The 13,952-nt window shown below is 69.7% G+C and carries 10 protein-coding genes; 3 read left to right on the top strand and 7 right to left on the bottom strand.

From position 1 onward, the window contains the following. Positions 1-40: 40 nt before the first annotated feature. From H4F90_RS13990 to H4F90_RS13960, 7 genes are all read right to left on the bottom strand, one after another. A complete protein-coding gene (locus tag H4F90_RS13990; RefSeq protein ID WP_182665785.1) occupies positions 41-3,040 on the bottom strand; it encodes a nitrate reductase in 3,000 nt (999 codons plus the stop codon). 56 nt (positions 3,041-3,096) lie between these two features. Next, positions 3,097-3,510 carry a nitrite reductase small subunit NirD gene (gene nirD / locus H4F90_RS13985; protein ID WP_182665651.1) on the bottom strand — a complete coding sequence of 138 codons (414 nt, stop codon included), beginning with the start codon at positions 3,508-3,510 and terminating at the stop codon, positions 3,097-3,099. Between the two features lie 48 nt (positions 3,511-3,558). Continuing rightward, positions 3,559-6,027 (bottom strand): nitrite reductase large subunit NirB, encoded by a 2,469-nt coding sequence (gene nirB / locus H4F90_RS13980; RefSeq protein ID WP_182665650.1) that lies wholly within the window; start codon positions 6,025-6,027, stop codon positions 3,559-3,561. A gap of 139 nt (positions 6,028-6,166) precedes the next feature. Then, complete coding sequence (locus tag H4F90_RS13975; RefSeq protein WP_182665648.1) at positions 6,167-6,979, bottom strand: ABC transporter ATP-binding protein; 813 nt, start codon at positions 6,977-6,979, stop codon at positions 6,167-6,169. Between the two features lie 29 nt (positions 6,980-7,008). Continuing rightward, the gene (gene ntrB, locus H4F90_RS13970; protein WP_182665647.1) at positions 7,009-7,917 is read right to left on the bottom strand and encodes a nitrate ABC transporter permease; all 909 of its coding nucleotides are present in this window, start codon (positions 7,915-7,917) and stop codon (positions 7,009-7,011) included. 77 nt (positions 7,918-7,994) lie between these two features. After that, on the bottom strand, positions 7,995-9,224 hold the full coding sequence (locus tag H4F90_RS13965; protein ID WP_235972215.1) for a CmpA/NrtA family ABC transporter substrate-binding protein: 1,230 nt from the start codon (positions 9,222-9,224) through the stop codon (positions 7,995-7,997). 294 nt (positions 9,225-9,518) lie between these two features. Continuing rightward, entirely contained in the window at positions 9,519-10,163 is a 645-nt protein-coding gene (locus H4F90_RS13960) for an ANTAR domain-containing response regulator (RefSeq protein ID WP_328700944.1), read from the bottom strand. A gap of 536 nt (positions 10,164-10,699) precedes the next feature. Between H4F90_RS13960 and H4F90_RS13955 the strand changes: the two genes are divergently transcribed. From H4F90_RS13955 to H4F90_RS13945, 3 genes are all read left to right on the top strand, one after another. Further along, a complete protein-coding gene (locus tag H4F90_RS13955) occupies positions 10,700-12,508 on the top strand; it encodes a methanol/ethanol family PQQ-dependent dehydrogenase (RefSeq protein ID WP_182665642.1) in 1,809 nt (602 codons plus the stop codon). A 119-nt stretch (positions 12,509-12,627) separates the two neighbouring features. Continuing rightward, positions 12,628-13,023, top strand: a complete 396-nt coding sequence (locus tag H4F90_RS13950) for a c-type cytochrome (protein ID WP_182665640.1) — start codon at positions 12,628-12,630, stop codon at positions 13,021-13,023. Between the two features lie 14 nt (positions 13,024-13,037). Beyond that, on the top strand, positions 13,038-13,928 hold the full coding sequence (locus H4F90_RS13945; RefSeq protein WP_407926193.1) for a substrate-binding domain-containing protein: 891 nt from the start codon (positions 13,038-13,040) through the stop codon (positions 13,926-13,928). Positions 13,929-13,952 lie beyond the last annotated feature (24 nt).

Below are 13,952 nucleotides of genomic sequence, written 5' to 3'. Positions count from 1 at the left end.
GGGACGGACGGATGGGGCGGGGCGGGTGCCGCGGCGTGCATCAGCCGGCCGGCTGCGCGATGGCGCAGGGCACGGCCTGCACCAGACGGCGCACCTCGGGCAGGCAGGAGCCGCAGGAGGTGCCGCAGCGCAGCTGGCCCTGCAGCGCGGCCAGGCGCTCGGCCGGCGTGCCGGGAAGGGCGGCCAGGGCCGTGCGGATGGCGGGCTCGGCCACGTCCAGGCAGGTGCAGACCTGCTTGCCGCGGGCGGGCGTGGCGGCGCCCTCGGCCGGGGCGGCGGGGTTGGGGGCCAGCAGGCTGCGGGTGTGGGCGCCGAGGGGCAGGCGCTCGGCCCACCAGCGCTGCAGCCAGACGGCGGCAGGCTCGCCCTGCGGGCCGGCCTCGCGCGGCGCAGCCACGCCGCTGGGACCCCGGCGCCGGGCCGGCTCGGCGGCGGGGCCGCGGGCCGTCGTGGCCGGGGCGGGCAGGGCGGTGGCCTTGCCGTCCGCGCCCACCAGGGGGCCGGCGATGAGCAGGGCGGCCACACGCGCGGCCGCGCCCTCGCCGGCCAGGCGCAGCAGGCGGCGCTGGCCGCCGCGCGGGTCGGCGTAGCGCAGCAGCAGGCCGTCCTTGAGCTGCAGCAGGCCGAGCAGGGCGTCCAGCGCGGCTTCGGGCAGGGCCTGTTCCGCGGCCAGTTCCAGGCGCAGGCCCTGGCGTGCGCCCAGGGCATCGCCCCCGGCCGGCTGGCTGGGGCCGGCCAGCGGCACCAGGCTGGTGTAGCGGGCCAGGGGCTGGGCGGCCGCCCAGGCGCGCAGCGCGCTGCGCAGGGCGGGCAAGTCGGCCTCGTCCACCCAGGTGGCGGCGAAGAGGCGCCAGGGCAGGGTGGCGCGGCCGATGGCGATGGCCGCGTGCTTCAGCTCGGGCTGCAGGGACTGGGGGTCCACCTTGCCATGCATGAGCTGGTTGACGCCGGCGCGCAGCCGACCCTGCGCGTCGCGGCCGGCCAGCACGGCCTCGCCCCAGTGCATGGCGACGAAGGCCTGCAGCGGCGCGATGCGCGCATCGGCCTGAACCGGCAGCACCAGGCTGCCGCGGCGGCTCTTCAACTCGGCCAGCTCGCCCTCGCGCAGGCCGCGGCGGGCCAGGTCCTGCGGGTGCAGCTGCACCACCGGCTGCGGCGCATGGGCCCACAGCTTGGTCACGGTGCCGCTGCGGCTCAGGCCGTGCCACTGGTCGCGCAGGCGGCCGGTCGTCAGGGCGAAGGGGTGGCGGGCGTCGCAGCCCTCGGCCACCGGCTTCCAGGCGGTGTCGACGAAGCGGGCCCGGCCGTCGGCGGTGGCGAAGCGGAAGTCGGTGTAGAGCCGCGCGGTGGCCGGCGCGGCAGCGTCGGGGCAGGGCCAGGGCTGCGGGCCTTCAGCCTCCAGGCGGGCCCAGCTCAGGCCGGTGATGTCCAGGTCGCGGCCGCGGGTCGTCTCGCGGTGCTCGTTCCAGACCGATTCGGGGGTGGCGTAGGGGAAGAGGGTGGGCCGGCCGGGGCGCAGGCGGGCTTCCAGGCGCTGCGCCACGTCGACGACGATGCGCCAGTCCTCGCGTGCCTCGCCGGGGGCGGCCACGGCGGCGCGCACGCGGCTGATGCGGCGCTCACTGTTGGTGACGGTGCCCTCCTTCTCGCCCCAGGTGCTTGCCGGCAGCAGCAGGTCGGCGAGGGCGGCGGTCTCGGTGCCACCGAAGGCTTCCTGCAGCACGACGAACTCGCACTTCGCCAGAGCCTCGCGCACCAGCGCCTGGTCGGGCAGGGACTGGGCGGGGTTGGTGCAGGCGATCCACAGGGCCTTGACCTCGCCGCGGGCGGCCGCCTCGAACATCGCCATCGCCGCATGGCCAGGCTTCTCGGGCACGGCGTCCACGCCCCAGAGCGCGGCCACCTCGGCGCGGTGCTGCGGGTTGGTCAGCTCGCGGTGGCCGGACAGCAGGGTGGCCATGCCGCCCACCTCGCGCCCGCCCATGGCATTGGGCTGGCCGGTCAGCGAGAAGGGCCCGGCGCCGGGCCGGCCGATCTGTGCGCAGGCCAGGTGCAGATTGATCAGCGCGCTGTTCTTGGCCGTGCCGCTGCTGCTCTGGTTCAGGCCCTGGCAGTAGAGCGAGAGGGTGGCGGCGCGGCGGCTGGCCTCGGCCGGCGGCGTGTCGGCCCCGCCCCAGGCGAACCAGCGCGCGGCCTGCACGATGGCCTCGGCCGGCACGCCGCAGATGCGCGCGGCCTCGCGCGGGCCCATGCCGTGGACCTGGCGCTTGAGCGCGTCCCAGCCGGCGGTGTGGGCGTCGATCCAGGCGGCGTCGATCCAGCCTTCCCACACCATCACATGCAGCATGGCGTGGAAGAGGGCCACGTCGCTGCCGGGCTGGATTTGCAGGAAGAGGTCGGCCTCCTCGGCGGTGTCGGTGCGGCGCGGGTCCACCACGATCAGCTTCATCAAAGGGTTGGCGCGGCGCGCGTCCTCGATGCGGCGGAACAGGATGGGGTGGGCCCAGGCCGGGTTGGCCCCGGCGATGAAGAGGCAGCCGGCGTGGTCGAAGTCCTCATAGCTGCAGGGCGGGGCGTCCGCGCCCAGGCTCTGCTTGTAGCCCGCCACCGCGCTGGACATGCACAGCCGCGAATTGGTGTCGATGTTGTTGGTGCCGAGCAGGCCCTTGGCCAGCTTGTTGAAGACGTAGTAGTCCTCGGTCAGCAGCTGGCCTGAGATGTAGAAGCCCAGCGCGTCCGGGCCGTGCGTGGCCGCGATCGTGGCGAAGCGCGCGGCCACCGTGTCCAGCGCGGTGGCCCAGGCCAGCGGCGTGAGCGCGCCGCCGCGCTGCAGGCGCTGCATCGGCTGGCGCAGGCGCTCGTGCAGCTTGACCGGCGCGGTGGCCGTCCCGTGCAGGGTGCTGCCCTTGCTGCACAGGCGACCGAAGTTGGCCGGGTGCGCGGGGTCGCCGCGCACGCCGGTGATCTGGTCCCCTTCGCTCGTGATGATCACGCCGCAGCCGACGCCGCAGTAGGGGCAGGTGGACTTCGTTTCGCGCATCGCGGGGGGCATGGGGAGGGGGCTGGGGCCGGCTCGGTCGGGCGGGGCGGCCGGCCTCAGGCCGTCGCGGGGCGGCCGGTGGGGGCCGGGGCGGCGGGGCAGGCGCCGCTGCAGCCCCCGGTGGCGGGCTCGGTGGCCTGGGTGGCCAGCTCGGCGGCGTCCAGGTAGACCTGGCCGCCCTCCACCTTGACAGCGAAGGTGGGCGTGCGCCCCTCGTCCGGCGCCTGGGCGCAGCCGTCGGCCAGGCCGATGGTCCAGTTGTGCAGGGGGCAGGCCACGCGCTCGCCGAAGACGATGCCCTGCGACAGCGGGCCGGCCTTGTGCGGGCAGCGGTCCAGCAGGGCGAAGACGCGGTCGTCGGCGGTGCGGAAGACGGCGACTTCGGCGCCGGCCTGGCGGCGCACGCGGCGGGCGCCGAGCACCGGGATGTCCTCGACGCGGCAGAGCGGCTTCCAGTCTTGGGGGCTCATGGGGTGATCCTGGGAAGAGAAGGGGGCAGCGGAGGGCCGATGCAGCGATCAGTCCAGCGACAGCGGCTCGAACTGCCGCACGTCGACCTGGGCCTTGGCGTGCTCGAACCAGGGGTCGGGCTCGCCATCCAGCGCGAACTGCAGGCGCTCCCACAGGGCCTTGCGGTTCGCGGCGTCGTCGAGCACGCGGGCCTTGATGTGGTCCAGGCCGACGCGCGCCAGGTAGTGGCAGGTGCGCTCCAGGTACCAGCCCTCCTCGCGGTAGAGCTGCAGGAAGGCGCCGGAATACTCCAGCACCTCCTCGGGCGTCTTGACCTTGCAGAAGAAGACCGCGACCTCGGTCTTGATGCCGCCGTTGCCGCCGATGTAGAGCTCCCAGCCGGAGTCGACGCCGATCACGCCGACGTCCTTGATGCCGCTCTCGGCGCAGTTGCGCGGGCAGCCGCTCACCGCCAGCTTGACCTTGTGTGGCGCGTACATGCGCCAGAGCGCGCGCTCCAGGTCCTTGCCCATCTGCGTGCTGTCCTGGGTGCCGAAGCGGCACCACTCGCTGCCCACGCAGGTCTTCACCGTGCGCAGGGCCTTGGCATAGGCGTGGCCGCTGGGCATGCCGATCTCCTGCCAGACGGCGGGCAGGTCCTCCTTCTTGACGCCCAGCAGGTCGATGCGCTGGCCGCCGGTGACCTTGACGGTGGGGATCTGGTACTTGTCGGCCACGTCGGCGATGCGGCGCAGCTCGGCCGCGCTGGTCTCGCCGCCCCACATGCGCGGGATGACGCTGTAGCTGCCGTCCTTCTGGATGTTGGCGTGGCTGCGCTCGTTGATGAAGCGGCTCTGCGGATCGTCCACCGCCTCCTTGGGCCAGGTGGAGAGCAGGTAGTAGTTGATCGCCGGGCGGCAGCTGGCGCAGCCGTTGGGTGTGCGCCAGGCCATCTGCGTGAAGACGGCCTCGTGCGTGGTGAGGTGCTGCGTGCGGATGGCGTCGCGCACCGCCTGGTGGCCGTGCTCGGTGCAGCCGCACATGGCCTTGGTGGTGGGGGTGGCGGAGTAGTCGCCGCCGGCCGTGCTCATCAGGATCTGCTCGACCAGGCCGGTGCAGGAGCCGCAGCTCGCGCTGGCCTTGGTGTGCTTGCGCACGTCCTCCAGCGTGAACAGGCCCTTGTCCTGGATGGCCTTGCAGATGGCGCCCTTGGTGACGCCGTTGCAGCCGCAGACCTCGTCGCTGTCGGCCATGGCGGCGGCCTTGCTCTGGCCCTGGTGGCCGGTGTCGCCCAGGCTGGATTCGCCGAACATCAGGCGGTCGCGCAGCTCGTGGATGGGCTTGCCTTCGCGGATCAGCTTGAAGTACCAGCTGCCGTCCACCGTGTCGCCGTAGAGGCAGGCGCCGACCAGCTTGTCGTCCTGGATGACCAGCTTCTTGTAGACCCCGCCGTAGGGGTCGCTCATCAGGATTTCTTCGCGGCCCTCGCCGCCCATGAAGTCGCCGGCGCTGAACAGGTCGATGCCGGTCACCTTGAGCTTGGTGCTGACCTGGCTGCCGGTGTAGCGGCCGATGCCGAAGCCGGCCAGGTGGTTGGCGCAGACCTTGGCCTGCTCGAACAGCGGCGCGACCAGGCCATAGGCCACGCCGCGGTGTGCGGCGCATTCGCCCAGGGCGTAGATGCGCGGGTCGGTCACGGTCTGCAGCGTGTCGCTCACCACGATGCCGCGCTGGCAGAGCAGGCCGGCCGACTCGGCCAGCGCGGTGTTCGGGCGGATGCCGGCGGCCATCACGACCAGGTCGGCGGGGACCTCGCGGCCGTCCTTGAACTGCACGGCCATCACACGGCCATCCTTGTCGCCGATCAGGGCCGCGGTCTGCGCGCCGATCATGAACTTCAGCCCGCGCTGCTCCAGCGACTTCTGCAGCATCTGCCCGGCGGTCTCGTCGAGCTGGCGCTCCATCAGCCAGGGGGCGATGTGCACCACCGTGGTCTGCATGCCGCGCAGCATCAGGCCGTTGGCCGCCTCCAGGCCCAGCAGGCCGCCGCCGATGACCACGGCGTGGCGGTACTGGGTGGCCGCGTCGATCATGGCCTGGGTGTCGGCGATGTCGCGGTAGGCGATCACGCCCTGCAGCTCCTTGCCCGGCACCGGCAGGATGAAGGGCAGGGAACCGGTGGCCAGCAGCAGGCGCTCGTAGCCGGCCTCGATCACCTGACCGTCGGCGCCGGTGGCGCGCACCACGCGCTGCACGCGGTCGATGGCAGTTACCGTGCTACCCAGGTGCAGGGTGATGCCGTGCTCGGCATACCAGTCCAGCGGATTCAGAATGATCTCGTCGACCGTCTGCTCGCCGGCCAGCACGGGGCTGAGCAGGATGCGGTTGTAGTTCGGGTGCGGCTCGCTGCCAAAGACGGTGATGTCGTAGGCCTCGGGGGCGAGCTTGAGCAGCTCTTCGAGCGCGCGCACGCCGGCCATGCCATTGCCGACCAGGACCAGCCTGGGGCGCGCTTGCGGGGGAAGGTCGTTCTTCATACGGGGCCTCCGGAAGGGTTCGGGACGGCGTTCGGGGCAGGGCTCCGCCGGCGCCGGGCCGGATGGGCTGCGGCGTGGCGGGGGCGGTCGGGATCGGCGGCGGGCGGGGTCTTGGGAACGGGGCCGGCCGCGGGGCGGCTTAGGCAGCGTCCTTCTCGACGTGGGCCTGCTTGCGGTAGAGGAACTCCAGCACCTGCTCGCGGCTGGCCAGGTAGCCGGCGTCGTGGGCCATGGCCAGGCGCGGGCGCAGGGCCTCGCGCAGCGGCGGCAGCGGCACCTTCAGCACCTCGCCGATGGTGGCGGCCGGGCCGTTGGTCATCATCACGATGCGGTCCGAGAGCAGCACGGCCTCGTCGACGTCGTGGGTGACCATGACCACGCTGGCGCCGGTGGCAGCGACGATCTTCATCAGCTCGTCCTGCAGCTTGGCGCGGGTCAGGGCATCGAGCGCACCGAAGGGCTCGTCCATCAGCAGCAGCTTGGGCTCCATGGCCAGGGCGCGGGCGATGCCGACGCGCTGCTTCATGCCGCCGGAGATCTCGTGCGGCCGCTTGGCCTCGGCCTGCGTCAGGCCGACCAGGGCCAGGGCGGCGCGGGCACGTTCCCGGCGGCGGGCCTTGGGCTCGCTGCCGGCGAAGACGCTGTCCACGGCCAGCAGCACGTTGTCCAGGCAGCTCAGCCAGGGCAGCAGGGAGTGGTTCTGGAAGACGACGGCGCGTTCGGGGCCGGGGGCGGTGATCTCGCGGTTGTCGCAGAGCAGCACGCCCTCGCTGGGACGCAGCAGGCCGGCGATGAGGTTGAGCAGCGTGCTCTTGCCGCAGCCGGAGTGGCCGATCAGGGTGATGAACTCGCCGCGCTGCACGGTGAGGTTGATCTCGCGCAGGGCATGGAAGCGGCCCTTGCGCGTCGAGAAGACCATCTCGACGTTCTCGATCTGCAGGTGGGGATGCATGGGGTTCTCCTTCGCGCCGGGGGCCGGGATCAGTCGTCGTAGCTGAAGCGCTTGGCGACGAACATCAGCGCCTGTTCCAGCAGCAGGCCGACGATGCCGATCACGAAGATCGCAATCAGGATGTGCTGCACGTTCAGGTTGTTCCACTCATCCCAGACCCAGAAGCCGATGCCGACGCCGCCGGTCAGCATCTCGGCCGCCACGATCACCAGCCAGGCGGTGCCGACCGAGAGCCGCACGCCGGTCAGCATGTAGGGCAGCACGGCGGGGAAGAGGATCTTGCTGACCACCTGCCACTCGCTGAGCTTGAGCACGCGGGCCACGTTCAGGTAGTCCTGCGGCACGCGCTGCACGCCCTGGGCGGTGTTGAGGATCATCGGCCAGATCGAGCAGATGAAGATGGTCCAGATGGCGGCCGGGTCGGCGCTCTTGAAGACCAGCAGGCCGATCGGCAGCCAGGCCAGCGGTGAGACGGGGCGCAGCAGGCTGACCAGGGGCGCGACCATCTGGTTGAGCAGGCTGAAGCGGCCGATCAGGAAGCCCAGCGGGATGCCGACCGCTGCGGCCATGCCGAAGCCCACCGCCACGCGTTCCAGCGAGAACAGGATGTTCCAGCCGATGCCCTGGTCGTTGGGGCCCTTGTCGTAGAAGGGGTCGGCGAAGAGCTCGACCGCCGCATCGAAGGTGGCGCCCGGGCTGGGGATGCTGCCCGGCTTGAGGGTGAGCAGGCCCCACAGCCCGATCAGCAGCGCGAGCCCCGCCAGCGGCGCGCCGACGGCGAGCAGACGTGTGCGCCAGTCGATGCCCGGGCGGCTGGAACGGCTCGGGGCGGGACCGGCCGGCGCGGCGGTCGTGGCGCTCGTGGCAAGGGGTGGGGCAGCGGCAGCGACCGAGGCCGCGGCGGCCTCGAGCGGAGCGTGAAAGACGGCACTGACCATGACGGTCTCCTGCGGGTCGGACGGGATCGAAGGGACAGGGGCGCACGCGGCATCCGCCGCGTGCGCGCGGGGCGGGCTCAGGCCGCGCGGATCTTGAAGCTGTCGGCGTACTTGGCCGGGTCCTTGCCGTCCCAGGCCACGCCGTCGATCAGCGTGCTCTTGCGCATCGCGTCCTTGGGCACGCTGACCTTGAGCTGGCTGGCGGCTTCCTTGTAGAGCTCGATCTGGTTGACCTTGCGTGCCACGCCCAGGTAGTCCGGATGCTCCTTCAGCAGGCCCCAGCGCTTGTGCTGGGTGAGGAACCACATGCCGTCGGACAGGTAGGGGAAGTTCACCGACCCGTCGTTGAAGAACTTCATGTGGTTGGGGTCGTCCCAGGTCTTGCCCAGGCCGTTCTGGTAGCGGCCCAGGATGCGCTGGTTGATCGCGTCGACGCTGGTGTTCACGTAGGACTTGGCGGCGATGGTCTCGGCCATCTTCACCTTGTTCTGCAGGCCGGCGTCGATCCAGCGGCCGGCCTCCAGCACGGCCATGATCACGGCGCGCGCGGTGTTCGGATACTTCTGCACGAAGTCGCTGGTGGTGCCGAGCACCTTCTCCGGATGGTCCTTCCAGACGTCCTGCGTGGTCGCCGCGGTGATGCCGATGCCGTCGATGATGGCGCGGTGGTTCCAGGGCTCGCCGACGCAGAAGCCGTCCATGTTGCCCACGCGCATATTGGCCACCATCTGCGGCGGCGGCACGGTGATGACCTTGGCATCGCTCATCGGATTGATGCCGCCCGAGGCCAGCCAGTAGTACAGCCACATCGCGTGGGTGCCGGTCGGGAAGGTCTGTGCGAAGGTGTATTCGCGCTTGTCCGCCGCCATCACCTTGGCCAGCGAGGCCACGTCGACCGCGCCCTTGTCGGCCAGGGCCTTGGACAGCGTCAGGGCCTGGCCGTTGTGGTTGAGGTTCATCAGCACGGCCATGTCCTTCTTGGGGCCGCCGATGCCGAGGTGCACGCCGTAGACCAGGCCGTAGAGCACATGGGCCATGTCGAGCTCGCCGTTGACGAGCTTGTCGCGCACGCCGGCCCAGGAGGCTTCCTTGCTCGGGATGATCTTGACGCCGTACTTCTTGTCGAAGCCCAGCACCGAGGCCATGACCACGCTGGCGCAGTCGGTCAGCGGGATGAAGCCGATGCGCACTTCCTCCTTCTCGGGCTTGTCCGAGCCGGCGGCCCAGGCCCCCGGGGCCACGCCCGCGGCGCCCAGGGCCGCAACGGCGGCCGAGCCCTTGATGAAGTCGCGTCGTTGTTCGCTCATGAGACCCTCGCGCTGGGTGGACGTCATCACTGCACCTGTTGAAGACCAAGAAAACAAAAAAGGCGTCGCGGCTGCATCGAAGCGCTGCGCGCTTCAACGACAACCGGACGCCTTTGTCCGAACTTTGGGGTGCAGCGGCCACGCCATTGCGGCCGCTGCAAAGAGACTCTTGCGAGGACCGTGCCAGCCCAAACCCCCGGTTCTCCGGGCCGGATGCGGCCTTTCGGCCCGCTGACGGTGCAGGGAAAGCGGGCGCAGGCCTCGCGCTGGTGCCTGCGCACCGTCCCGTGGCGTTCAGGCCGGCCGCAGCCAGCTCTGCGCGTCGATCACCCGTTCCGCCGCCTCATGCAGCTTCATGCCGCGGTCCATGGCCAGGCGGCGCAGGCGGCGGTGGGCCTCGTCCTCGTCGAATCCGTGGGTCTCCATCAGCACGCCCTTGGCTCGCTCGATGAGCTTGCGGTGGGCCAGCTGGCTCTGCGCCTCGTCGAGCTGGGCGCGCAGCGCGGCGTCCTGTTCGTAGCGCGCGATCGCAACCTGCAGCACCGGCGCCAGGCGTTCGGCCTGCAGGCCCGCCACCACATAGGCGCTGACGCCGGCCTTGATCGCCGCGCGCATGGTGTCGGTGGCCGCATCCTCGGAGAACACCACCACCGGCCGCGGGTTGCGCGCCGAAAGCGTCGCCAGGTGTTCCAGCGTGTCGCGGGTGGGGGACTCGCTGTCGACGATCACCACATCGGGCTTGAGCCGCGATACGCAGTCGTGCACGAGGGTCGCCGCATCGAGCACGCCGACCACTTCGCACCCCTGGCGCGCCAGCTCCGCCTGGATCAGCCCGACGCGGTGCGCGCCATCGTCGACCAGCAGCACGCGCAGCCCGGCCGCGGCCTGCGCCTCGACGCGGCGTGCAGCAGGGGTGGCGGTCGGTTCAGGAGCGGTCACGGGACGCAGGGCAGGGCGGTTCGGTGCGGTGGGTCTGCAAGAGCCGTACCCCTTGCAGACCGCGCCGGGCCGCCCGGGCGCAAGCTTCGGCTCGGGAAAGTCCGGGGGGGGTCGAGGCGGGGTCGCGGTGGCGAACAGCTGATCGACAGCCCTGGGGGTCTTGTCGAACGGTGCGCGGTCGCGAGGACGTGCACATCGGGTCGAATTCCCGGGTGTGACGCAGTGTTCAGTCGCCTTGCGGGAGGGACTGACACGGGGGTGAATCACTCTGTGTGCCCGGTGTTCCGCATTCGACGCAAATTCATCCGACAGGGGCTTGACAAACGGCCCCGCTTGGGTTTTGCGGCATGGCGTTTACCCGATTTGTCGCCCTGCACCGCGGAGGTACAAATCCCGGGCGCTGAAGCACGTCCCACGGGGCGATGCACTCAGCGATTCCGGTCAAAACGCCTCGGTCATGAGGGAACGTGTGCTGCGGTGTGGCGGCCGGAGAGAGTGCTAGGCAACAGTCAGTCCGATCAACTACGGAGACATCGATGAAGACCCAAAAGTTCATGCTGCGCTCGCTGAGCGCTGCCGCGCTCGCTCTGCCTGTGGTGGCGTCCGCGAACGCCGATCTCGAAAGCAAGATCGCCAATCCGAAGAACTGGGCGGCCCAAGCTGGTGACATGTTCAACCAGCGCTACAGCAAGCTGAACCAGATCAACACCAGCAACGTCGGCAAGCTGCAGGTGGCATGGACCTTCTCCACCGGCGTGCTGCGCGGCCACGAAGGCTCGCCGCTGGTGGTCGACGGCATGATGTATCTGCACTCGCCCTTCCCCAACAAGGTGTTCGCGATCAACCTGGACACCCAGAAGATCGTGTGGAAGCACGAGCCGAAGCAGGATCCGGCGGTCATCCCGCAGATGTGCTGCGACACGGTGAACCGTGGCCTGGCCTACGCGGAAGGCAAGATCTTCCTGCAGCAAGCCGACTCGAACCTGGTCGCGATGGACGCCAAGACCGGCAAGGTGCTGTGGACCGCCAAGAACGGTGATCCGAAGCTCGGCGCCGTCAACACCAACGCCCCGCACGTCTTCAAGGACAAGGTCATCACCGGCATCTCCGGCGGTGAGTGGGGTGTCCGTGGCTACCTCGCGGCCTACGACATCAACACCGGCAAGCAAGTGTGGAAGGGCTACAGCACCGGCCCCGACGCCGAAATGCTGATCGACCCGAACAAGACCACCACCTGGATCGACGGCAAGGTGCAGCCGGTCGGCAAGGATTCCTCGCTGAAGACCTGGCAGGGCGACCAGTGGAAGATCGGTGGCGGCACGACCTGGGGCTGGTACAGCTACGACAAGGCCACCAACTCGGTCTACTACGGCACCGGCAACCCCTCGACCTGGAACCCGTCGCAGCGCCCGGGCGACAACAAGTGGTCGATGTCGATCTGGTCGCGTGACGTCGACACCGGCAAGGTCAACTGGGTCTACCAGATGACGCCGTTCGACGAGTGGGACTTCGACGGCATCAACGAGATGATCCTGGCGGACATCGACGTCAAGGGCAAGCCGACCAAGGCGCTGGTGCACTTCGACCGCAACGGCTTCGCGTACACCCTGGATCGCACCAACGGCGCGCTGCTGGTGGCCGAGAAGTACGACCCGAAGGTTAACTGGGCCACCCACGTCGACATGAAGACCGGCCGTCCGCAGGTCGTGTCGAAGTACTCGACCGCCCAGAACGGTCCCGACGTCAACACCAAGGGCGTTTGCCCGGCGGCCCTGGGCTCGAAGGACCAGCAGCCCGCTTCGTTCGACCCGAACACCAAGCTGTTCTACGTGCCGACCAACCACGTCTGCATGGACTACGAGCCGTTCAAGGTCGAGTACGTGGCTGGCCAGCCGTACGTCGGTGCCACCCTGTCGATGTTCCCGGCCCCGGGCAGCCATGGCGGCATGGGCAACTACATCGCCTGGGACGCGGGCAAGGGCAAGATCGTCCAGTCCAAGCCGGAGAAGTTCTCGGTGTGGTCGGGCGCGCTGAACACCGCCGGCGGCCTGTCCTGCTACGGCACCCTGGAAGGCTTCTTCAAGTGCGTTGACGCCAAGGACATCACGAAGGAGCTCTACAAGTTCCGCACGCCGTCCGGAATCATCGGCAACGTGTTCACCTACGAGCACAAGGGCAAGCAGTACATGGGCGTGTTCTCGGGCATCGGTGGCTGGGCCGGCATCGGCATGGCCGCGGGTCTCGAGAAGGACACCGATGGCCTGGGCGCCGTGGGTGGCTACAAGGAGCTGGGTCAGTACACCGACCTCGGTGGCTCGCTGACCATCTTCGCGCTGCCCAACTGATCGGCTGCAGGCCGACTGTCGGGTCAGTGATTTCCCGGGCCACGTGAGTGGCCCAGGAACCGGCCCCGGGGATGGCACTCTGACGGGTGTCATCCCCTTGTTTCTGAAAACCCCTGATCATGATCCTCCGCACCCTCACCGCCGCCATCGTCGTTGCCCTTGCCGCCCCCGCGGTCATGGCCCAAGAGGTCAAGACCCCGCTGTACACGGTGGTCGACGGCACCAAGGTCGACGCGAAGACCCTCAATGGCTTCCGGTCCTGGCGCCAGGCCAACTGCGCAGCCTGTCACGGCGCGAACCAGGAAGGCCTCGCCGGCCCCTCGCTGGTCGAACGGCTCAAGGTGCTGAGCAAGGACGATTTCGTGAAGGTCGTGCTGGACGGCCGGATCGAGCGCGGCATGCCCCCGCACAAGGACGCGCCGGTGGTGACCAAGAACATCGATGACATCTACGCCTACCTGAAGGGGCGTTCGGATGGCGCGATCAAGACGGCTCGCGTGACGGGCATCGAATGAGCTGCGGCCCCGTGGTGAGTGCGGTCCCGGGCCGCGGCAAGCGGGGCCTGTCCTCCTCCATGCGGTGCCTGGGCCTCGTGCTTGCCGCGGTGATCGCCCTGCCGGCTGCCGCGCAGGATGCCCCCGAGCGCCAGGCCCTGCGGGTCTGTCAGGACCCGAACAACCTGCCCTTCTCCAACACGGACGGGGCCGGGATCGAGAACCGCATTGCCGAGGTCTTCGGCCGGGCTCTCGGTCTGCCGGTGAGCTACTACTCCTTCCCGCAGCGCCTGGCCTTCATCCGCAACACGCTGCGCTACAAGCTGCCGGGCGAGGACTACCGCTGCGATCTGGTGATGGGCGTGCCTGCGGGTTTCGACCAGGTTTCGGCGACGAAACCCTATTACCGCTCGACCTATGCCATGGTCTTCCCCAGGGGGCGTGGCCTGGACGGTGTGGCCTCGCAAGAGGACTTCCTCAAGCTCGATCCGGCGGTGCTGAAGAAGCTCCGCATCGGCATCTACGACCGCTCCCCAGCTTCGGACTGGTTGGCGCGTCACCAGCTGCTCGAGCAGGGTGTGCCCTATCCCATCATGAGTCCGCGGCCGGATCAGTACCCGGGCGAAATCATCGAGCAGGACCTGGCCAGCGGCAAGATCGATGTCGCCATCGTCTGGGGCCCGATCGCAGGTTTCTTCGCCAAGCGGGTCAAGTCGCCCGAGCTCAGCCTGGTGCCGATGCGTTCGGAGAAGAACATCAAGTTCGACTTCGAGATCGCGATGGGCGTGCGCCATGGCGAGCGGGCCTGGAAGCAGCAGGTCGAGAAGTTGATCGCGGACAGCCGGCAAGACATCGAGACTATCCTGCGTGAATACAACGTTCCGCTGCTGCCCATCGAGTCGACCGCGGAAGGATCGGGTCGCTGAGCCGCAGATCCTTCTGTCGGGAGA

This window comes from Aquariibacter albus (genome assembly GCF_014145335.1).
Taxonomy (GTDB): domain Bacteria; phylum Pseudomonadota; class Gammaproteobacteria; order Burkholderiales; family Burkholderiaceae_C; genus Aquariibacter; species Aquariibacter albus.
This window is presented reverse-complemented; position numbering and strand designations above follow the sequence as displayed.

What these genes read in the sequence shown, in the direction of transcription:
- H4F90_RS13990 (WP_182665785.1), bottom strand. Translation starts at nt 3,040, where the DNA reads ATGCGCGAAACGAAGTCCACCTGCCCCTACTGCGGCGTCGGCTGCGGC.
- nirD (WP_182665651.1), bottom strand. Translation starts at nt 3,510, where the DNA reads ATGAGCCCCCAAGACTGGAAGCCGCTCTGCCGCGTCGAGGACATCCCG.
- nirB (WP_182665650.1), bottom strand. Translation starts at nt 6,027, where the DNA reads ATGAAGAACGACCTTCCCCCGCAAGCGCGCCCCAGGCTGGTCCTGGTC.
- H4F90_RS13975 (WP_182665648.1), bottom strand. Translation starts at nt 6,979, where the DNA reads ATGCATCCCCACCTGCAGATCGAGAACGTCGAGATGGTCTTCTCGACG.
- ntrB (WP_182665647.1), bottom strand. Translation starts at nt 7,917, where the DNA reads ATGGTCAGTGCCGTCTTTCACGCTCCGCTCGAGGCCGCCGCGGCCTCG.
- H4F90_RS13965 (WP_235972215.1), bottom strand. Translation starts at nt 9,224, where the DNA reads ATGAGCGAACAACGACGCGACTTCATCAAGGGCTCGGCCGCCGTTGCG.
- H4F90_RS13955 (WP_182665642.1), top strand. Translation starts at nt 10,700, where the DNA reads ATGAAGACCCAAAAGTTCATGCTGCGCTCGCTGAGCGCTGCCGCGCTC.
- H4F90_RS13950 (WP_182665640.1), top strand. Translation starts at nt 12,628, where the DNA reads ATGATCCTCCGCACCCTCACCGCCGCCATCGTCGTTGCCCTTGCCGCC.